Below are 20257 nucleotides of genomic sequence, written 5' to 3'. Positions count from 1 at the left end.
CTAATTCTAGTCTGAGTGGATTAGACGCGTAGGCATTTACCTGCAAAGTTTAGAATGATGTCAAGGAAACTTTTTAGCAGAACATAACAATGCTGAGAATTAGCCTAAAAATATCTTATGGTGCGATCGCAGGAGGCAAAAAATGAGCTTGGCTGGATTAAGAATTGTGTTGGTAGAGCCAGCTGGGCCGATAAATATCGGAGCGATCGCCAGGGTAATGAAAAATTTCGGGCTATATAATTTAGTATTAGTGAACCCCCAATGCGATCCGTTATCGACGGAAGCTTTGATGATGGCTGTTCATGCTCAGGAAATTATCGAATCTGCGGTATCAGTGCCGACTTTACCAGAAGCATTGCATGGATGTGTACGGGCGATCGCTACTACTGGTCGCGTTCGCAGTTGGGAAACACCCTTAGAAAACCCGCGCACTGCACTACCCTGGTTACTGGAGGAACCAGAAAAACCCGCAGCACTGATTTTTGGCAGGGAAGACCGGGGATTAAGCAATGAAGAATTAAATTATGCACAAAGATTTGTTGCCATTCCTACGAGTCCAGATTATGTAGCCCTAAACTTGGCTACCGCCGTAGCAATTTGCTGTTATGAATTGTCACAATGTACCCAGCAACCTGACATTAAAACCTTAACCCAAACTGAACTCGCCCCCTTAGATGTTGTGGAAGGATACTATCAGCAATTAGAATCATTATTATTAAAAATTGGTTATGTATATCCCCATACGGCAGCTAGTCGCATGGCAAAATTTCGCCAAATATATAATCGCGCTCATCTCAAAACAGGAGAAGTATACATGCTGCGTGGAATTTTGCAGCAAGTAGAATGGGCCCTTAAAAACCAGAGGGATGGTGAAAACTTGTAATTATTTGTTTAATATATACGCAATTATCCCCCTAAAATATTTAATATGGCTTAAACTAAACACAAAAATGCTACTTAGTGGCAAAGTGTAATTTGAGTATTAATATTATTTGCTTAAAGATTAAGTTTGGGGTTAGGAGTCTGCAAGAAAACAGCCAAGTGGGTCACAAGGAGTAACTGTGTCAGAGTCAAGTGACGAACTAACAGCTTTCTCGCGGCGTCAACCCTTAAATCGCCGCCAACCGCCACAAAAAGTTCAAAAAGTGGTAAAGAAGAAAGTTAAAGCTAACAGCCAGCAACAAGCTGCCAATGGACGAGAAGCGGCGCTAACACGCCCAAAAAATCCGAGCAGTCCTCCCCCAATCCCTGGTGCTACACGTAGGGTAAAATCGGGGTTAGTCATGCCAACGGCAGTAAAACCAATACCTAGTGTGAAGGGCAAAATTCCTCCCTTTCGACCAGGTGCTGTAATGGTGAAAACAGTGCGGATGGAAAAGCCAAAAAGAGGCCTGCGTTCATCAAGGAAGACGCAGTTAAAGCCAATGGCCAAAACCTTGTTATATATTGTACGGTTGTTGATTGTGGGTGTTGGCATGGGTGCAATTGTTGGCACAGCATTGTCAGTATTAGACCCCGCTAATCGCATCAGCACAACTTCTGCGCCGCAATCTAATAGTAATGTAGTGCGATCGCAGCCACAACCTACCCAAACTCCCACAGTTGCAGCTTCAAGTCTATACTTATCCCAGGAAATTAGCTCTTTGAAAAGTGCTGTGCAAAATTTGGCGGCGACCAACCCAAATCTTACACCCGGAGTTTTCTTATTAGATTTAGATACTGGTAATTATGTAGATATCAATGCCTCTACCAGTTTTCCGGCAGCTAGCACAATTAAAGTGCCGATTTTGATTGCCTTTTTCCAGGATGTAGACGCGGGGAAAATTCGCCTTGATGAAATGCTGACCATGCAACAGGATATGGTTGCTGGCGGTTCGGGAACTCTGCAACGCCAACCAGCCGGAACCCAGTACGCCGCTCTGGAAGTCGCTACAAAAATGATTACCGTCAGTGATAACACGGCGACAAATATGCTGATTGCACGACTGGGAGGAATAGACGCTTTAAACCAGCGTTTCCGCACTTGGGGATTAACAACCACAACAATTCGTAATCAACTCCCGGATTTGCAAGGGACAAACACCACTACTCCGAGGGAATTGGGGAATTTGATGGCGATTGTGAGTCAGGGAAATTTAGTGAGTATGCCATCACGGGATCTCATGCTCGATATCTTGCGTCGCACCCAGAGAGACACTTTGCTACCATCCGGTTTGGGAACAGGCGCGAGAGTATACCACAAAACGGGCGATATTGGTACTATGCTGGCAGATGCAGGTTTAATTATTGTTCCAACTGGCAAACGCTACATAGCCTCTGTCATGGTACAACGCCCCAATAATGACCCTCGCGCCGAAAAATTGATTAGCTCAATTTCTAGTGTTAGCTACCAAGAATTTAGCCAAAATTCTGTCACACCCAACAGTACCACAAGCATAATACCCGTAAATGGTTATCAGCCTCCTGTTGTAAGTCCTGGTTTAACTAACAATACAACGGGCACTGTACCTATGAGCGTTTATCAGCCCTCTGTTGTGAATCCTGTACCCAACAGTATGGGAAGTACAGTACCCCCAAATGGTTATCAATCTCCAGTTATGAATCCGCAGTATTATCCCCCAAGATAATTAATCTGGGATTGTTGAATTTGTATTATTTTGTATTGTTTATGACATCCATCACCGCCTCATAAATGAGCAGCGAACTAGAGCTGATTGCTTGCCAACCTCACCCTCTTGAGAGTAATGGTTTTAATCTTAATGCGGCTTTGCCATACGACTGTAAAATGGAACACATCGTTTTGGCAATGAATAATTTTGTAGAGTTTTTAGGCTTTATCAATCAACAGCTTTACAGTAAAGAAATGGAGCGTCTTGAGGTAATGCTGATGCCAGCCAACTTTAGCAGTATGGTTGGAGAATTCATGATTTCAAATATTCCGAAATACTGCTCTAGCCTGGTTAAAAATCAATATCATAACGGACATCCTGACTTAATTCCTGCTGGGATGTTTCTGAAAAACTCTGTACAGCATTCTCATATTGGTATTGAAGTAAAAGCTTCTCGTTATCAGAGTGGATGGCAGGGTCATAATCCTGAAGATACTTGGCTGATGATATTTGTTTTTGATAGTAACCGTCCTAGTGACGCTGTTCGAGGTATTCAGCCAAAGCCCTTTCGTTTTATTAAGGTTGTTGGTGCCAGCCTCACGAAAAATGATTGGTCATTCTCTGGACGTTCAGAAATTAGTCGCAGAACAATAACTGCCAGTGTTACTAAATCTGGATATCAAAAAATGATGTCCAATTGGATTTATCAAATTCCCAATCTACCATAGCGTTAATTGCAAGTCTGTAATATTCTGGGAAGGGGTTTCTAAAGTTATCAAGTTAGGAATAGCGGTGCAACTCATCTCGTAATAATCTAAATTACGCTCAATACCAATGCAGCAAACATCTACAGCCTCCGCGGCTGCAACTGTCGAACCAGAACCCATAAAAGTATCAGCAATTATACCTTCACCTAAAGGCAGTGCAGCATAAACTACCTGACGTAAAAAAGACTGTGGTTTAAGGCTTGGGTGATTTGCAATAGCTCGTTCCTTCTGAGGTGTCCTCTCACTGGCAATAACATCACCCAAAGGTGTACCATCTCTGTTGCGTCTTAACCCTCCAGTTTGAAATTCTCGCAAACATTCACTGAGTTTCATTCCTACTGGTATTGGTTTTCGTAAAATACCCCACGGCTCATAACATCCTCTGAGCATGGAAGACACATGAGGAAATTCATCTTCGGCATTTTTTGGGCGATCGCCACCACGAAGTGTTCTCACCAGGCGAATCAATTCTCCACGAAACTCTAAACCGCCCTCAACTAAAGCAGAGAAAACTAACTGGGAAAGAAATGCATTACTTGCAATAAAAACATGGCCACCAGGGCGAAGTACACGTACTACTAGTTTTGCCCATTCTACAAAGAAATTTTTTAAAACTAGACGTTCTTTGGGGCTAAGTGCGGTAAATCGTGGTAGAGGTGCGCGTTGATGTCCATCAAATGATGGTGGAATTCTCCAAATACCTCCGTTTCCATTTGCTCTTTTTAGCAATTGGTCAAAATCATATTCTTTCACCCCATAAGGTGGATCTGTAACTACTGCATGAATACTATTTTCTGGTATTCTACTCAGCCACTCGAAACAGTCTGCGTGCAAAATAACAGATTTACCTATATTTTCTACTTGGTATTCAAAAGCCCACTGGTTCATTATTTTGATTAGTTTGTTTTTATATAAAAATTGTATTTTTATATTGCCATAAATCTGATGATTAAATTGCTAAACACAAAGCTAAACTATAGTATTATTTTTTAATTATTAACTTTTTTGATACCGCATTCCTGGTAGTTGCGAAACCAAACCCATAAGTTCCAGCTGTAACAACGCACCGGAAACTGAACCAGCAGCCATGCCGGTTTGTTGGACAAGAAAATCGAAGGGTAAAGCTTCACTTGCGATCGCATCCATTACTGTTTGCAATTCTGGCGATAAAGTTGGCAAGCTTAACTGTTCTGGTACTGTAGAAGCCTCGACTCCATCAATTTGTGGTATTGCTCCTAGCATTGTTAACAGTTCATCTAATTCTTTGAGGATGAAAGAAGCTCCTTGACTGAGTAACTTTAAGCACCCTTGGGATGGATGATCGTCTACCCTACCAGGCAGTGCATAGACATCTCTACCAAATTCATTGGCATAAGTAGCTGTAATTAAAGCACCAGATTTTAAAGGCGCTTCCATTACGAGGATGGCGCGGCTTAAACCCGCAATAATCCGGTTACGGCGGGGAAAGTGGGTGCGATCTGGTGGGGTTTTTGTGGGGTACTCACTCACAACTAAGCCAGCCGTCAAAATCTGCTTGTACAAATCTCGATTTTTATGCGGATAGATGACATCCACACCGGTTCCCAAAACTGCGATTGTTCGTCCACCTGCTTTCATCGCGGCGCTGTGGCTTTCTGTGTCAATTCCCTCTGCCATCCCAGAAACAACTGTAAAGCCATTTTTAGCCAAAGCTGTACTAATTTGGCGAGTCCAACGGATACCGTATTCTGAGGGTTGGCGGGTTCCGACAATTCCAACCATCGGTTTTTGTCCGAGATTTTCTTGGAGTTCAACTTCACCGCGATAGTACAAAATCGGCGGTGGACTCGGAGTTTCCAGGAGTAAGCGGGGATAATCTGCATCTGCTGGTGTCCAGAAATGAGAATTTTCTTGCTGGTGCTTGGTAAATAGTTGTTCTGGGTGTAAACGCGATCGCTGTTGTACTACTTTTTCTAGTGTTTGAAAACCAAAACCCTCTACTTCTCCCAACTGTACCTTGCTAGCGTTCCAAGCTGTTGCTAACGTGCCAAAATGCTGTTCCAGCCGCCGCAGTAATACCGGGCCAATTCCCGAAATTTGCGCCCAAGCTAGCCAATATGCGCCTTCTTCTACCACGGTTTCATCCTCACTACTGAATTAAGTATTCCCAAATTGGGGTTGGATGTTGATATTAAGGGGGAGTAGGGAGAGCAGGGGAAGCACGGGAAGCAGGGGAGAGTAACTCTTGACTAATGACTAATGACTAACCCCTTGACTTTTGACTCTTGACTCTTGAGTATTAACTATTGACTATCTTTTTATTTTGTGTGATGAAATATTTCTATCGTCTTTTAATAAGCCTATCTGGGTGCTTAATATTTTTACTGTTGCACAGTGGACTTGGTTCATTGCCTAGTTTGGCTGCTGAAAAAGTTACTGTCAGATACGGATTGTTTGAGCGATCAATCCCTGTGGCAGATATACGCAACTATGGCGAGAATCAAAAGGCTTCTGCCGATCTGCAATCTTTCCTAGATTATCTCAGCGCGAAGGAGAAACAGAAATTCCAGGATGCCCTTCAGGTAAAAATGTCTCTTGATATTGTGGCTTTAGATAAGCTGATAAATACAGGAATGGGCAAGCAAATTTTATCTTTTGCATCCCAAGCGATCGCCCGTCGCGATCAAGCCAGTATACAAGCCCTACGATCTGCCATTATCATAGGAGCAAAATCACCAGAAGGTCTAGGATTAGTCAGCTTTCTAGCAGCCTATCCCAGTAATCAATTAGTTATTGATGTGTCAAAAATTTCTAAGCTAGTTGGCATGGCAAATTCCTCTTCTGGTTCTGCTGATGCGCCTCCAAAGGACAATGTGAGTTCTTCACCCTTTGGAAAAATTGCACTGCAATATCAAATACTTGCCGCCCAAAATAAACAGTTTTCAGGTTGCTTATTTGGTGATTCTGTTTCGGCTGAACTTGGTAATACTCTTGGGAATGGTACTTTTAATTTCGGGTTAAATGGCTTGAGTACAATCTCATTACTAGAACAACTGAAAAGTTTAATTCCTACCAAGGTTACATGCGAAAAAGCTATTATTGCTGTAGGTGGAAATGATGCTTGGTATGGAATTAGTGATGAGTTGTTTAGCAAAAATCTGCAAGAGGCGATCGCACTTGTCCGCACAATGGGAAATAAAGAGATTTTTCTCATTCCGGCTTTTTATTCAACAGTTGCAGCAAGCTCAGATCCAACTATATCAGCCCCAAATTCTAGAGTTGAACAAATTAATGCTTTGATTAATAAAGTTGCTGAAATAGAAAAAGTGCCAGTTGCAGCAACAGAAGTAGCACCATTGTATGAGAATAATGTTCTTAAAGAGAATTTATCGAGCGATGGTGATCATCTAAACTCAGAGGGCCTAAAAATTTACCGACAAGCATTATTACAACTTCTGCAAAAGTAATATGATGTCTGTATAATTGCATATAGTAAAAGCACCCTAACCTACCAAACTTACATTTTATACAACGGTTCTCAGTTTTCAGTTGAGTAGGTACTGAACCCCACCTCTAATTCCTTAAGAACAAGCTCGTCGCTTGCTCTGATCTAGCTCATTTAATTAGGAAAATCTACATAACATAATTCGTAGTTCGTAACTCAAAATTACGAATTACAAATTATTACTTTTAGGATTTCCAATTCAAAAACCGCGCATAAATATAAGCTATGCCTTCATCAATAATTGTCCGTACACCTTGGCTATAATCCCACCATTTGTTTGGATCATAATCTTGTGTTTTTGCAGCGATCGCACCAACTTTTATATTAGGGCTAAGTAGTTTTTTGAACAGCAACCAACTCCTACGGGTGTGAACATCCAAAGAAAAAACATTAATTGATTGTAGCTTTAAATTGGAATCGGATAGCCAACGATGAAATTCGGCAGCAGATGCATAACTACGATCCTTGATTACTACAGGTGTCGGCACAGCTACCACCTTCTCTGATTCTAAACCGAGTTTTTTGAAAGTGGCGGCTGACACTTCTGCAAAATTCTTATATTCACTAAGATAATTTCCTTTTTCTATTGAGCCTCCCGTGGTAATTACTAGACTATAAGAACCGTTTTTAAATTCAGTCAAAGCTTGTTGTATGGCATAATCTGGTAGCCATCCTTCAACAACTAATACTTCTGCTGATTTGATCGGGGAAGTCACGGCGAGAAATGAGTGTACATGAGTAATAGTGAAAAATATTAAATAAGTAATCGTAGCGATTGCAATCGCCCACCCCTGAGCCGTAAGTGTCCACATTTCTTGGCGTTTTATTAGTTTAATTGTTGGAAATTTTCGACACCGACGATTTTTTGTCTGCATTAAGCCTTAGCTAAACGTTGTTCTTTCAAGTAAGTAAATACAGATTTATCTCCGATATCAGCAGGAATTGCTTGCACTGTCTTTCGCAGGGCAAACACCAAAAACAACGTTGCCCAAATCCCTAATAAAACACTTTCTCCCTGAGTTGGTAAAATTCCCACCAAATGTCCTAACAATAGTAGCGGTACTATTAGGGTTAATACTTTGGTTTCCAGGCGATTGAAGCAAAAAGCCTCTTTAAAGTAAATACCTGTCAAAGCAACAAAGATAAAACCAACTCCAAATAAGGTAAGAGGGTGATTGTAAACAGTGAGAGCTAAAGGTTCACTACTAGTGATTGCCAGAATCACTGATGCTATAGTACCGATCGCCCAAAAAATTTGCAATATTCGGTGCAGTGATGCCATATAAATATGAATGGTAAATAAACTTACACCAAGAGCGACACTAAAACAAGTATATAGAGGTGTAAGTGCGGTAAAAATAGCCGGGTTATTATTGAGCAAAACCAAAGCACTGCCTATGGCAAAGCTTAGTGCTGCTACCATTAACCCAGCGCGGTAGATAATTACGCCAGTGCGATCGCTCTGAGTAATTGTAAATTCCCCAAACTGACCTTGATAAACTTCTGCTGGAGGTAGTGTCTGCGTAGTCATAGTTAAAAATATAGTTATGATTTATTAATAGAGTACAACAGTAAATTGCTGAAGGATTACTTTTATTATTATGGGCAAACAGACTAACTAAGTGTCACAATCCCTAAAGTATTAAGCCATTTTTGTAGTATTAGTTGACCTGACAGACGCACTAGAGTCGTGAATTATTTTTACCATTTGACCAGATTTCCTTCGAGAGCGAAAGACATAGCAACAGTAAAGCACGGCGTAAATCCAAGTACCATCTCAATTAACCAGACTAATAAGAGGATTTTGCCCCTTGTTAAGGGTAGGCAAACTTCCGCCATATTATACTAGTAATTAGCAATGGTTTGTATAGTATCTAGTTTAACTGAAGACTTAATTCTAACATTAGACTTTAGCTGTAAACAGTAGATATTGACAAATTTAAAATTTAGTGCATATAAAAGTTTGGCAATCAGATAACCCCATAATTAGTTGATATAGGAAGATGAGGTGAGCTATGGCGCTGTTTCTCCCACCGTAGGTGATAGCATTTGTCTAAAAAATTGCGAAACTGTAGACTCTTCCTCGGCTTGTCGTCAGATATTGCTCTTTGCCCTGGATGCGCGATCGCTTAAAATAATTTCCACTCAAGTCAATAGCGTTCGCGTAGCGTGCCGTAGGCATTCGCCTACGGCACAATTTATTGATGCGTGTTAGCAATATGCTTTAGTTTAACGTCTACGTATAGGTCAGCACCAGAAAGCAGGGATATCCACTCAACAAGCTTCTAAAGCTTGCAAAGCATCCTTAAAGGTTTCAATTTGTTTAACATTAGTTGTCCAAAATTCTGCGGCTTTGTGGTTGGCAAATTGCCATTCATTGCTGAGGCGTAAACGCGCGATCGCTTCTTTCCGAATCACCGGATGCAACCAGTATTCACCTTTATCGCACTCCACCAAAGACCGATTTCTCAACGAGGCGATAATTTGGCGATGTTGATCAGATGAGACATCCCAAAGTAAACAAAACAATCCTTGAGATGGAATGGTGGGTATATCCTGGTAACGATAACATCCCAAACGGCAAAGTAGGCGATATGCTTGGGGATCAAGGACTTGTAGACGATTGATTTGACTAACCGCTAAATTTTTTAAGTCGGTTGCTGCTAACGGATCGGCATGATTTTCTTGCCAATAAAGAACCATATCACCGTCAAAATCCTCCTGAATCGAACCACAGAGAATTCCCATTGCTTTAGCATTACCGCCATAAGTGCGATGCATGATTTGCAAGGTTGGTGAGTCGATGCTTAACCCACGGTTGCTAAAAAAATGTTGCCATGCAGTTTGATCCAAACCAGGTAGGACTTACGCAAAAATTGCTAAAAAGCTTAATTTCTCGAACCGCCAAGACGCCAAGAGCGCCGAGAATTCGTAGAGTGTGCGTAAGTCCTACCAGGAAGCCGATAGTGACTCACATTTAACCCAGGTTCACAAAGGCGATCGCGGCTAGTAATCAAGGTAACAGATTGCACCCTAGCATCAGTCAAAACCCGCAATAGTTCTACATAGTTGCGGTGAGAAGCAATTAACCTACCTTGTTGATCCAATGCAGGTTCCAGATTGTCAATTAACAGCCCAATGCGCCGATTGTGGAGTTGGCGCTTGAGTCGTCCCAATGTCACCCCAAATTCTACCCCAGGTTCTTGAGCAAAGTCTTGTTTGAGCCATTCCTCTACAACTCGTTCGGCGGGGGTAATGTTTTGAGTTTCCTTCGCCATCAGCAGTTCCAAAACGAACTCAAACCCCTGATGAAGATATTGCTGCGCTAGAGTTGTTTTGCCTAAACCTCCCTCACCTTGGATGACAATGACTTTCGATCCCTGATTTACCAAAGTATTCAAGTGAGCGATCGCTTCTGTTCGTCCAATAAAATTGGTATCCTCTAATTTTGGGGTGGGTTGGGGCGATCGCGAGTAATCAATCAGACTGGATGATATCGCAGTAGTTTTTCTCAGAACCCGTTCCAAAGTAGCGCGACAATTACTTTTGGTAATCTTTTCTCGCAATACTTTAGAAAGCAGCTTCCATAACTGAGAACCAGCATCCTTAGCGTGTCCTTCCGTACAACCGTAAGCATGAGCGATATCCAAGTATTTTCTACCCAACCAAACTTGCACAAGAATCACTTTTTGCAAATCGCTCAACCGTTCCCCAGTCTGAGGAGGAATTATGGCGTCTAACCATGCTAATGCTGCTTCAGCGTCCATTGTGTAACGACAAGGGTAGTTCAGATTTTAGGGACAACTATAAATCACTTTACAGTTATGTTGCTGGAGTTTTCGGATAAGATTCTGTAAATCCGACTTTTTTCCCGACTTTTCCGAATAAACCTTTCTCATCTAATAAAATAAAGGTCATTAGGTCATCTCAGCACCATCATTACTTATGGTGAAATCAGACCCCCGTCAATTGCCTAGCAGTGCTGAACTTCCTTGTTCAGACGATACCCCTGTGGATAACGAAGACCAGAACTTTATTCCCAACCTGCTTCTCTTTTTATTGCAATATATTTGGGCAAACCGTAATGACTGGTTTTTCACCGTGGATATGGGCGTTTACCATACCACAGGGGTTAGTCCACTTGTGCCAATTGTACCAGACGGATTTTTGAGCTTAGGTGTAGAACGCCGCAAGGCAGATAAATCTCGTAAAAGTTATGTTGTTTGGGAAGAAAACAACATTGTGCCTATCTTGGCTTTGGAAATTGTTTCCTTAACTCCGGGTGGAGAATATGACAAAAAATTAGATACTTATGCCAAGTTAGGGGTACTGTACTACATTATTTATAATCCAGAGTATTGGCAACGCGATCGCCATCAACCTTTTGAAGTTTATCGCTTAGTAGATGGTAGCTATCAACTGCAAATTGGTGAACCCTTTTGGATGCCAGAAATTGGTTTGGGAATTGGGCGATCGCAATATATATCTGGTAATATCCAGCGTCAGGTTTTGTATTGGTATGACCAACAAGGAAAGCGCTATCAAACTCCAGAAGAAGCTGAACAGCAAACTCGCCAGCAACTTGAATTAGTACAACAACAACTTGAGCGTTATCGTCAGCAATTTGGGCAACTGCCAGAAGCGTAAGGCTAATTTCTTAAAAGGACAAAATTTTAAACCAAAATTTTCTATAACCAACTTTTTCCCCGACTTTTGCAACCCTATCACATAAAACTGCCGACTTCAGCCGACTGACAGAACGAAGTGCGATCGCTTAGGCTATTGGGCATAGAGATAAAAACTTAAGTATAAAAATATGCTTAATTCCCTCAGCCCACTCGCAGAAGACTTAGCAGGTCAAAACTATCCCAGTCCTCATTACTTGCAAACACAGCGCCGCATTCGTTCACTCATAGACAAATATATTGCAGTCGAAAAACTACATGAACGTCTGCAAGATTTACCGATACAGTTTACCAATCCTCAACCGCGTCCCTGGAAACCCATCGATTGGCAAACAATTAATCGCAATCAAATTATCGGCTTAGACGCAGAGGTATTTTTATCTATATTAATAGGTGCGATGGATACAGAAGCTCCCATTCGCGGCTATACCCAAACCAGTCGTCAGTATTTAGAAAGATTGCATCCTCAAATGGCTCGGTTTGTTGGTGGAACTGTTGGTGAAAATGGCGAATTGCTGGAACTTGGTTTGTGGGAAAAGGAAGAACGTCAGCACACACCAGCATTAATTAAAATCTACACCCAATTAACAGGCGAGAAAATTACCCCAAAACTTCGGACTGTTAGAGGCTATCTCCCCACAGATGACGCCAACGAAGACTTATATCGCCACGGCTTACACCGCATTGCCACAGAATACGGTGCTACCTGTCTTTATATTTGGTTGATGGCTCATACCACTGGCGCACTCCAGGATGTTCTAGAGGAACCGAAGTCGCGTAGGCGTAGCCCGTCGTAGACATCGCCGTTTTGGTCAAGTTAAAGCTTCAGTGTCAGCTTAGTCTACCAAACCCAGACATCGCCTCAAAATCAAACCAGATTGTTGCCATGAGCAATAAAATAAAAGCACCCACATTACCACGATGGTACATGAGCGCTAATAAATGAAACATTATTGAGGATAATCTATCTGCTATGACAGACCGAAGTAACTATAAGAATAGCAGGCGTTGGGTAAATAAACTGCAAGGGTAGTTACAAATGTTTTGTTAAAAATATTACTTACTGTCAGGCATTGTTTATTTTTCTAAAATGTGATATACGAGACTATTGTGAGGTCTATAGTAGGCTACAACCGCAGGAGAAATTATTTCCATTGTTTTCTTGCTGATTTTACCTGCACCCAAATCGATCAGCGATCGCAATCTCTTGATTTTTTTTGAGTAAATTATTCTCTGGTAGGTATTGAGCCGAAATCCTTGGCTCACTATTTATATCTACTATCACAAAATGAGACTTATGTAATTATTGTTTTGTAAATATAGCAATCTGTTTTTATTTTTGAACAGAGAAAATTGGGAAGGCTTATGAATTAGGCATCCTACAGAAATTACTGTTCACAAACCATTGAGTATTGTCTATAGTAACCATAGAAACTATCAATATAATTTATTGTTAATTCTTTCCAAAAATAGTATTTACTATAATTTAATACTTGCGATATAAGTTGATGTCCATGATAAGTAAATTCAGAAAAAATCCTGAAATAAAAAATTTAAATTTAACAAGATTCTCTTGCTAAATTTACTTTAAATTTACTTATCAATCCATTTTGAAATCGCAATTAATTTTTGCAGTATTTTATTAGGTGTGGGGAGTTATGATGGCAAAATATCTACTAGCTTCTGCTAGTGGGATGGGATTTTTATGTTTAATTGCCGGGTTATCACCTGTGCAAGCCCTTCCTAGTTTAGAAATTACAGATCAAAACGTAGCTGTTAATCAAGATGATGGCAGCTATCAAAAAAATGATTCTCATCAAAGCAATTTAACAAAAAATATCTCCAGTAAATTGTTGATAGCTAATGAGAGTCAAAAAAATTTATCCTCAGTCAATCAAGAGCCAAAAAATCAAGATTTAGAAGTAAATTCTGCTGTTAACTTGTGGCAGGCAATCACACCACAATCTGCAAGTTCATCTCCAACCTCATACAAACTTGCACAAGTAACATCCGTATCCCAATTGTCTGATGTACAGCCGACCGATTGGGCTTTTCAGGCACTCCAATCTTTAGTTGAGCGCTATGGTTGTATCGCAGGTTATCCCAATCAAACTTATCGCGGTAATCGGGCGATAACTCGCTATGAATTTGCTGCTGGTTTAAATGCTTGTTTAGACCGAATCAACGAACTGATTGCGACTGCAACTGGTGATTTGGTCAAGAAGGAAGATTTAGCCACATTACAGAAACTACAAGAACAATTTGCGGCCGAATTGGCAACATTGCGGGGTCGAGTAGATGCTGTAGAAGCTCGCACAGCAGAACTAGAAGCAAATCAGTTTTCTACAACTACCAAACTCAATGGAGAGGTAATTATTGCTGGTGTTGGTGCTAGCGGCGGCGCTCCTAATAACAGCGACTCGAACATCATCTTAGTCAATAGAGTGCGGTTAAATCTCACCACTAGCTTTACTGGTAAAGATTTATTAATTACTGGATTGCAAGCCTATAACTTTTTGGGTGGAGACAATGGACAGGGTAGCTTACAACAAAGTTTAGGATTAGCTTCGCGGATTTTAAGTGCAAGTAGCGCTCGTACCAGTTTTGAGCCACAATTTCCGGGGTTAAATGTCAATACTTTTTCGAGTGTTGGTGCAAACAGTGTTCAGATTTACAAATTGTTGTATATCTTTCCCGTCGCTAATAAATTAACTTTGTTTGCGGGAACTGCGGCAGAAACATCAGATGCTTTCCCAGCAATTACGCCTTTTTATGGTGAAGGACAAGAGTCAATTTCTCGTTTTGGCAACTTGAATCCTGTGGTACGGATTTCTGGTGGAACTTCGGGTACTGGTTTAGCATCGGCGGCAGGATTTATTTTTAACATTTCGCCAAATTTGGATTTAAGAGCTTTATATGGCAATCCAAATGCCAATTTAACCCAAAAATCTGATAATACACCTTTGGGAGCAGGTTTATTTAGTGGTAGTAGTGTTATTGCCACACAGTTAACCTTCAAGCCAAGTGCCGCTCTGGATATTGGTTTAAACTATGCCCACAGTTATCACGAAATCAATATTTTGGGCACTGGATTAGTTAGTAGTGATATCGATGCTTTAGCAGGGGTTGCAACTGGAACTGGAACACCGGTCACACTCAACTCTGTTGGGGGTACGCTAACATGGCGATTGTCTCCCAAGATAGCCTTATCTGGCTACGGTGCAGCACTATTTGTTGATGCTGCTTCAAATAGCGTGAATGCTTCCACCACCTTTACAAGTTGGATGGCGGGAGTTCACTTCAGAGATTTATTCAAGTCAGGGAACACTGCTGGGATTATTTTTGGTCAGCCGCTTTTCCGTAGTGATACTGGTGGTTCTGCTCAACTTACCCCCACAGGCGAGAATCGGGCGACTCCTTACCATTTGGAAGCCTATTACCGCCTTCAAGTTAGCGATAATATCAGCATTACCCCTGGTGCGTTTATTCTCTTTAACCCAGAAGGTAACAGCAACAATGACACTACGACTGTAGGTGTACTTCGGACTACTTTTACCTTTTAAGAGATTGGCAGTAGGGAGTCAAAGTCCCCCAATAAATTGGGGGATTTAGAGATTGGATAACAAAGTTCACAGTAATAACAATATTGCCCTGTCTCACTAGTATCGTGACAAAAAAATCTTTAATCGATGCTGAACCCCACCAAGGTTTGTAGAATCTAAACCCACTAACCTAGATATAGATGGAAAGTGTCCTTTAGGTACGTCCAAGCTGAAAGTATATTCTTCATATTTAACCCATTCATTATTGGCAAGACTTGCTAGCCATCCAACTTTATAAGCAAAGCGCTTACAATCTTTCTTGGCTTGCCAAATACGTTGTTGAACGCTAAAACCAAATCTGCCTTCACTATATTGAACCCAGAGCTTATTAATAATATATAGGACTTACGCAAAAATTGCTAAAAAGCTTAATTTCTCGAACCGCCAAGACGCCAAGAGCGCCGAGAATTCGTAGAGTGTGCGTAAGTCCTAATATAAAGGTCATGACGAGGAAATCTTTTAATTTCTCCATCATCTAACCAGCCTTCTTCTTCACGCTCACATATTTTGAGCATAGTAGAGTAGGTTTCTTTATCAGCTTCCTGCCATTTTTGTTCTGCTAAGAATTCTTGCAATTTTCTGTAATCAATACCAGATGTTTAACAAGACCTCCAAATAGCCATCCCATCATTTATCCACATCCTTTCACAGCATAATTAGTAAGCAGATATCCTCACAAAAATAACACTCCTTTTCAGGAGTGTCGAGGATAAAATAATGGCTAATAAATAGGTATAAATTCGGTGGAAGATTATAAAATAATATTATTTAGTGTTTGAGAAAAATATAGTTGCTTTGCCTAAAATCTGTTGTGCAAAACTTTGCCTACCTTGAGATACGCCTACACTACACTAAAAATAACTTGTGCAGGTGTAGCTCATCATAGACATCGCCCTACAGATAAGCTAATTATTTCTTTTGCCTGATTTATCGGTTTGATTTGAAAGTTGGTGCTTTTGTATAACCCGCTCAATTTGGCAAGTCACCGCATCTATTCTATATTTAACCTTATCAAAATCAATATTTACCCAAATATAGGCTTTGTCAGGTCTTTCCTGCTTGTTATTCATATACTGCTTTACTTGTCAAGATATTTTGTTATATCTACACAATATAGCCGCCTCAATTTCTAAACTACTTTCTTTAGACGTATAAGTAGATATGCTTAATATTTACTTAAGGTTTTACATGTTGATTCGTAGGGCTACAGCTAGCTGTAGCCCTACTAAAAAAGACGCGATATTCCGCGCCTCTAGTAGCTAAAATCCAAAATTTAAGTATTAGCTTAAACCTTTGTTTGTAGATATTGCACCAACTGCGGTGCTTGCATCACTCCCTCTATCCGATCCACAGGCTGACCCTGCTTAAATAGTACTAAGGTTGGTAGAGCGGCAATTTTATACTGAGTAGCTAAATCTGTATATTTTTCCGTGTCGATTTTGACAATCCGCAGGCGATCCTTAAGTTGGGCATTGACTTGCTCTAAAATTGGCACCATCATCTGGCATGGGCCACACCAGTCAGCATAAAAATCTACTAATACAGGTACATCAGAAGCAGACAGCATCTCTTCAAAGCTGTTAAATTGCTTTTTAGTTGCCATGTGATACACACCGATTTTCAATTGTTTGTTTCAATAGTAATTCTTAGAAAATAAAAGCGGTATAGGTTTATGGGTTTTTGTTGGGAAAGGATTAAATTAGTCAATATAGAATGATTTGCCAGCAAAAAATCTTAAATAATTATAATAAAATTCGTATATTATTGTTGTTTGTGCATTTGGATTAAATATGTATTTAAACTTATCCTAACCAAGCAAATAACTAACTAACTACATAGGCATTCAGGAAAGTGATGTCTACGACGCTGGTAGCTGCAACGCTTTCTAGTGTATCCAATTGGGTGATGTCTACGATGGGTTATTGGGCGTCACAGCTATAAATTAAATCAACAATATATTGCTTCAAGTTATTCATCTATTAAGTGAGAAATAACTATAGATATTTAATTATCCAGACAATATTCAGATGTTCCCTAAATCACCATAAGATAATTAGCGCGGTATTTCTAAGATTGAGGAACATTAAATGACACTATTACAAGATAAAGTCGCAATTGTCACAGGTGCATCACGAGGGATTGGACGAGCGATCGCAATTGAATTAGCTACACAGGGAGCGATCGCAGTTGTCAATTATGCCAGTTCCAGTGCTGCTGCTGAGGCAGTTGTTACAGAAATTACAGATGCGGGAGGTCAAGCGATCGCTATCCAAGCAGACGTTTCTAAAGGCGATCAAGTAGACGCACTAGTTAATACCGTCATGGAAAAGTTCAGCCGTGTGGATATCTTAGTCAACAATGCAGGTATTACGCGTGACACACTGCTTTTGCGTTTGAAGCCAGAAGATTGGCAAGCTGTGATAGACCTTAATCTAACTGGTGTTTTCTTATGTACACGTGCTGTAAGTAAAATCATGCTAAAGCAGCGATCGGGACGGATTATCAACATTACTTCCGTTGCTGGGCAAATGGGCAACCCAGGTCAGTCAAACTACAGCGCCGCCAAAGCAGGTGTAATCGGCTTTACCAAAAGTGTTGCTAAAGAACTAGCGACTCGCGGCATCACCGTTAACGCTGTCGCCCCTGGATTCATCACCACCGATATGACTAGCGACCTCAACAACCCCGAAGATATTCTGAAATACATCCCACTTGGCCGCTTTGGTCAACCCGAAGAAATCGCTGGGATGGTGCGCTTCCTAGCCGCCGATCCTGCCGCCAACTACATCACCGGACAAGTCTTTAACGTTGATGGCGGCATGGTAATGGCCTAAATAGTTGAGCTAAATAATTGAGGAGTAGCGATTGTTCGTAGTTGACGCTTTAGCGCTAAAGCGCCAACTACGAACTTATTAAATAAAATATGACAGACTAATTATGAAAACCGACTCCATTTTTTATCGTTTATTTCAAACTTTTCCCAGTGCTTTTTTTGAATTAATTAATCTGCAAGCATCAGAAGCAAATGCATATAATTTCGCTTCAGTAGAATTAAAGCAAACAGCATTTCGCATTGATGGAGTCTTTCTTCCTGTTGCTGATACTAGTAGTCAGCCGATTTATTTTGTGGAGGTTCAATTTCAAAAAGATAACGAATTTTACGCTCGTTTATTTTCAGAAATATTTCTGTATTTGCGACTTTACGCACCTACTACAGATTGGCGAGCAGTAGTTATATTCCCTCGTCGCAGCCTTGAACCAACCCAAATACAACCTTATCGAGTCTTACTTGAAAGCCAACTTGTAACAAGGCTATATCTAAACGAGCTTGGAGAAGTAACTGAACATTCCTTGGGAGTCGGTATCATCAAATTAGTAGTTGTAAATAAAAAACAAACTCCCCTATTAGTCAAAAGTTTGATTACAAAGACACGTTCGGAAGTGAGTGATAAAGCACTTCAACAAAAAGTGCTAGATTTAATAGAAACAATTGTAGTTTACAAACTACCGCGTATCAGTCGTCAGGAGTTGATAAAAATGTTTGGACTCGGTGATTTTGATATCAAAACTACCAGAATTTATGAGGAAGTCCATGATGAAGTTTATGAGGAAGTCCGTGATGAAGTGAGGCAAGAACAGACTCTAGAAGTGGTCATGCGTCAGTTACGACGACGCCTTGGTAATTTGAGTCAGCAATTGTCAGAGCGCATCAGTCAGTTATCTATTGAACAGCTTGAAAATCTAGCCGAAGCACTGTTAGATTTTTCCACAGAAGGAGATTTAGTTGTTTGGCTGCAAGACAATTTAACTCAAACTTGAATTTTTTGTGGACAGAATAAACCATAGTAGGGCTAGCATTGCAATGCTCACCCTACAAGCAACTAAGGCTGTTGGTGTATTCTTTGCCAGATAGTAAAGCCTAAAAGAATGATAATGCTACTGGCGGTAGCCAGCATCACAGCCAAACTCATGCCTTGTATTCTCATAGCCAGCAAGTTGAAAACTAAGGTAATTGACCAAAGTGTGAACGCAGCATGGCGCTGTGATAGTCCCCAAGCAAGTAAGCGGTGGTGCAGGTGATCTTTACCAGGAGTACTGAGAGGGTTATTTCCTGCTAATAGCCGTCGCACAAATACTTGAGTGGTGTCTAGTACTGGCAATAGCAGAAATAAAACCGTGGGAATTAGTGCATAAACTGTGTTTTGTTGCAACCTACCTAAAATACTAGTTGCTGCTAATACATAGCCGAAAAAGTATGCTCCCGCATCACCCATAATGATCCGCGAGGGGTGAAAGTTGTGACGTAAAAAACCCAGTGCAGCACCTGCCAAGGCTGCTAATACCAAGATTGCTGCTGCACGATTGTTAAACTGGGCTGCAACGCCCAACAAACTCATGGCGGTAATAAAGCTAATTCCTCCCGCTAAACCATCCATACCATCCATCAAGTTAATGGCATTGGTAATTCCTACTACCCAAAGTACTGTTAACGACATAGACAGGAGCGAGTCTATGGGAGTACCGAACATAACATGAATGCTGATACCATTAGCTACTAGTAACAGTGCCGTAAGAATTTGCGCCCACAAACGAACAGAGGGCGGCAAGCCGAACTGATCGTCGATAAAGCCCACAAGGACTAATATCGAACCCCCCAACAGAATAGTGAGAACCTGAGCTAATACGTTTTGGAGTTCGATAGGTCGTAAAAGGCTAGCTAATATCAGTGCGGCAATCACACCCGCGTAGATAGCCAAACCCCCTGCATTGGGCAAAGGTTCTCGGTTGAGCCGCCGGGCATTGGGTTGGTCAGCCCAACCTACCCGCAAGGCGAATTTGCGTACTGTCGGAATTAAACGCCACGTTACAAGGCAAGCCAAAAGAAACGTAAATACTACCGCCAACCAGCCGGTGCCGCTAGGGTCGGCGATACCGAGAGACTTAAGGGAGTTGTATAGATTCATCTCCCAATTCAAGCATTACTGCCTGTATGTAATATGAGCATCACCTGTATATTAATCAATTTTTTTATTTCCATTTGTAATTTGAGCCGCTTGGGATATTAGCACTCTGGCGCTGTGAGTGCTAAATTGTCTAATGGAAGCGCTAG

Annotated in this window: 18 protein-coding genes and 2 pseudogenes; 10 read left to right on the top strand and 10 right to left on the bottom strand. The window is 41.0% G+C overall.

The features are described 5' to 3' along the window. Window positions 1–142: 142 nt before the first annotated feature. From CDC33_RS06970 to CDC33_RS06960, 3 genes are all read left to right on the top strand, one after another. Complete coding sequence (locus CDC33_RS06970) at window positions 143–883, top strand: RNA methyltransferase (protein WP_109007871.1); 741 nt, start codon at window positions 143–145, stop codon at window positions 881–883. Between the two features lie 178 nt (window positions 884–1061). Then, window positions 1062–2627, top strand: a complete 1566-nt coding sequence (locus CDC33_RS06965; protein ID WP_109007870.1) for a serine hydrolase — start codon at window positions 1062–1064, stop codon at window positions 2625–2627. 65 nt (window positions 2628–2692) lie between these two features. After that, on the top strand, window positions 2693–3337 hold the full coding sequence (locus CDC33_RS06960; RefSeq protein ID WP_109007869.1) for a hypothetical protein: 645 nt from the start codon (window positions 2693–2695) through the stop codon (window positions 3335–3337). On the opposite strand, the gene CDC33_RS06955 is transcribed toward CDC33_RS06960, so the two are convergent. Both CDC33_RS06955 and dprA read right to left on the bottom strand, forming a co-directional pair. After that, window positions 3329–4264, bottom strand: coding sequence for a DNA-methyltransferase (locus CDC33_RS06955; protein ID WP_109007868.1), 936 nt, complete (start codon window positions 4262–4264; stop codon window positions 3329–3331). The genes CDC33_RS06960 and CDC33_RS06955 overlap by 9 nt on opposite strands. 108 nt (window positions 4265–4372) lie before the next feature. Further along, on the bottom strand, window positions 4373–5491 hold the full coding sequence (gene dprA, locus CDC33_RS06950) for a DNA-processing protein DprA (protein ID WP_109007867.1): 1119 nt from the start codon (window positions 5489–5491) through the stop codon (window positions 4373–4375). A gap of 170 nt (window positions 5492–5661) precedes the next feature. On the opposite strand from dprA, the gene CDC33_RS06945 reads away from it, so the two are divergent. Continuing rightward, the gene (locus tag CDC33_RS06945; RefSeq protein WP_244919160.1) at window positions 5662–6822 is read left to right on the top strand and encodes an SGNH/GDSL hydrolase family protein; all 1161 of its coding nucleotides are present in this window, start codon (window positions 5662–5664) and stop codon (window positions 6820–6822) included. 223 nt (window positions 6823–7045) lie between these two features. On the opposite strand, the gene CDC33_RS06940 is transcribed toward CDC33_RS06945, so the two are convergent. Together CDC33_RS06940 and CDC33_RS06935 are read right to left on the bottom strand one after the other, a co-directional pair. Beyond that, a complete protein-coding gene (locus CDC33_RS06940) occupies window positions 7046–7735 on the bottom strand; it encodes a YdcF family protein (RefSeq protein WP_109007865.1) in 690 nt (229 codons plus the stop codon). Next, window positions 7735–8391 (bottom strand): DUF2301 domain-containing membrane protein, encoded by a 657-nt coding sequence (locus CDC33_RS06935; protein ID WP_109007864.1) that lies wholly within the window; start codon window positions 8389–8391, stop codon window positions 7735–7737. Before CDC33_RS06935 ends, CDC33_RS06940 begins: the two co-directional genes overlap by 1 nt. A gap of 477 nt (window positions 8392–8868) precedes the next feature. Here CDC33_RS06935 and CDC33_RS37730 point away from each other — a divergent pair, with 477 nt between their 5' ends. Further along, window positions 8869–9075 carry a hypothetical protein gene (locus tag CDC33_RS37730; RefSeq protein WP_146195786.1) on the top strand — a complete coding sequence of 69 codons (207 nt, stop codon included), beginning with the start codon at window positions 8869–8871 and terminating at the stop codon, window positions 9073–9075. 65 nt (window positions 9076–9140) lie between these two features. On the opposite strand, the pseudogene CDC33_RS06930 reads toward CDC33_RS37730, so the two are convergent. After that, window positions 9141–10627 (bottom strand): annotated as a pseudogene (locus CDC33_RS06930) (helix-turn-helix domain-containing protein); the annotation flags it as partial. A gap of 178 nt (window positions 10628–10805) precedes the next feature. Between CDC33_RS06930 and CDC33_RS06925 the strand changes: the two are divergent. The 3 genes and pseudogenes from CDC33_RS06925 (at window position 10806) to CDC33_RS06915 (ending at window position 15108) form a co-directional block, all read left to right on the top strand. Beyond that, window positions 10806–11507 carry a Uma2 family endonuclease gene (locus tag CDC33_RS06925; RefSeq protein WP_109007863.1) on the top strand — a complete coding sequence of 234 codons (702 nt, stop codon included), beginning with the start codon at window positions 10806–10808 and terminating at the stop codon, window positions 11505–11507. 169 nt (window positions 11508–11676) lie between these two features. Further along, window positions 11677–12312, top strand: a pseudogene (locus tag CDC33_RS06920) (ferritin-like domain-containing protein); the annotation flags it as partial. Between the two features lie 894 nt (window positions 12313–13206). Further along, on the top strand, window positions 13207–15108 hold the full coding sequence (locus tag CDC33_RS06915; RefSeq protein ID WP_109007862.1) for an iron uptake porin: 1902 nt from the start codon (window positions 13207–13209) through the stop codon (window positions 15106–15108). A 96-nt stretch (window positions 15109–15204) separates the two neighbouring features. Here the strand turns inward: CDC33_RS06915 and CDC33_RS41590 are convergent, their stop codons facing one another. The 4 genes from CDC33_RS41590 to trxA form a co-directional block, all read right to left on the bottom strand. Beyond that, window positions 15205–15480: a GUN4 domain-containing protein gene (locus CDC33_RS41590; protein ID WP_369694382.1), complete on the bottom strand. Its 276-nt coding sequence runs from the start codon at window positions 15478–15480 to the stop codon at window positions 15205–15207. 35 nt (window positions 15481–15515) lie between these two features. Continuing rightward, window positions 15516–15737 carry a GUN4 domain-containing protein gene (locus CDC33_RS41140; protein ID WP_109007860.1) on the bottom strand — a complete coding sequence of 74 codons (222 nt, stop codon included), beginning with the start codon at window positions 15735–15737 and terminating at the stop codon, window positions 15516–15518. A gap of 315 nt (window positions 15738–16052) precedes the next feature. Next, window positions 16053–16217, bottom strand: a complete 165-nt coding sequence (locus CDC33_RS38395) for a hypothetical protein (protein ID WP_181373914.1) — start codon at window positions 16215–16217, stop codon at window positions 16053–16055. Between the two features lie 215 nt (window positions 16218–16432). Next, entirely contained in the window at window positions 16433–16750 is a 318-nt protein-coding gene (trxA, locus tag CDC33_RS06900; RefSeq protein ID WP_109007859.1) for a thioredoxin, read from the bottom strand. A gap of 484 nt (window positions 16751–17234) precedes the next feature. Between trxA and fabG the strand changes: the two genes are divergently transcribed. After that, window positions 17235–17981: a 3-oxoacyl-[acyl-carrier-protein] reductase gene (gene fabG, locus CDC33_RS06895; RefSeq protein ID WP_109007858.1), complete on the top strand. Its 747-nt coding sequence runs from the start codon at window positions 17235–17237 to the stop codon at window positions 17979–17981. Window positions 17982–18084: 103 nt separating this feature from the next. Beyond that, window positions 18085–18966 (top strand): Rpn family recombination-promoting nuclease/putative transposase, encoded by an 882-nt coding sequence (locus CDC33_RS06890; RefSeq protein ID WP_109007857.1) that lies wholly within the window; start codon window positions 18085–18087, stop codon window positions 18964–18966. A 62-nt stretch (window positions 18967–19028) separates the two neighbouring features. Here the strand turns inward: CDC33_RS06890 and CDC33_RS06885 are convergent, their stop codons facing one another. Beyond that, on the bottom strand, window positions 19029–20111 hold the full coding sequence (locus CDC33_RS06885; protein WP_109007856.1) for an MraY family glycosyltransferase: 1083 nt from the start codon (window positions 20109–20111) through the stop codon (window positions 19029–19031). Between the last annotated feature and the right edge of the window lie 146 nt (window positions 20112–20257).

This window comes from Nostoc commune NIES-4072 (assembly GCF_003113895.1).
Taxonomy (GTDB): domain Bacteria; phylum Cyanobacteriota; class Cyanobacteriia; order Cyanobacteriales; family Nostocaceae; genus Nostoc; species Nostoc commune.
The sequence above is the reverse complement of the archived record's forward strand: the minus strand, read 5'-3'. Positions and strand labels throughout refer to the sequence as shown.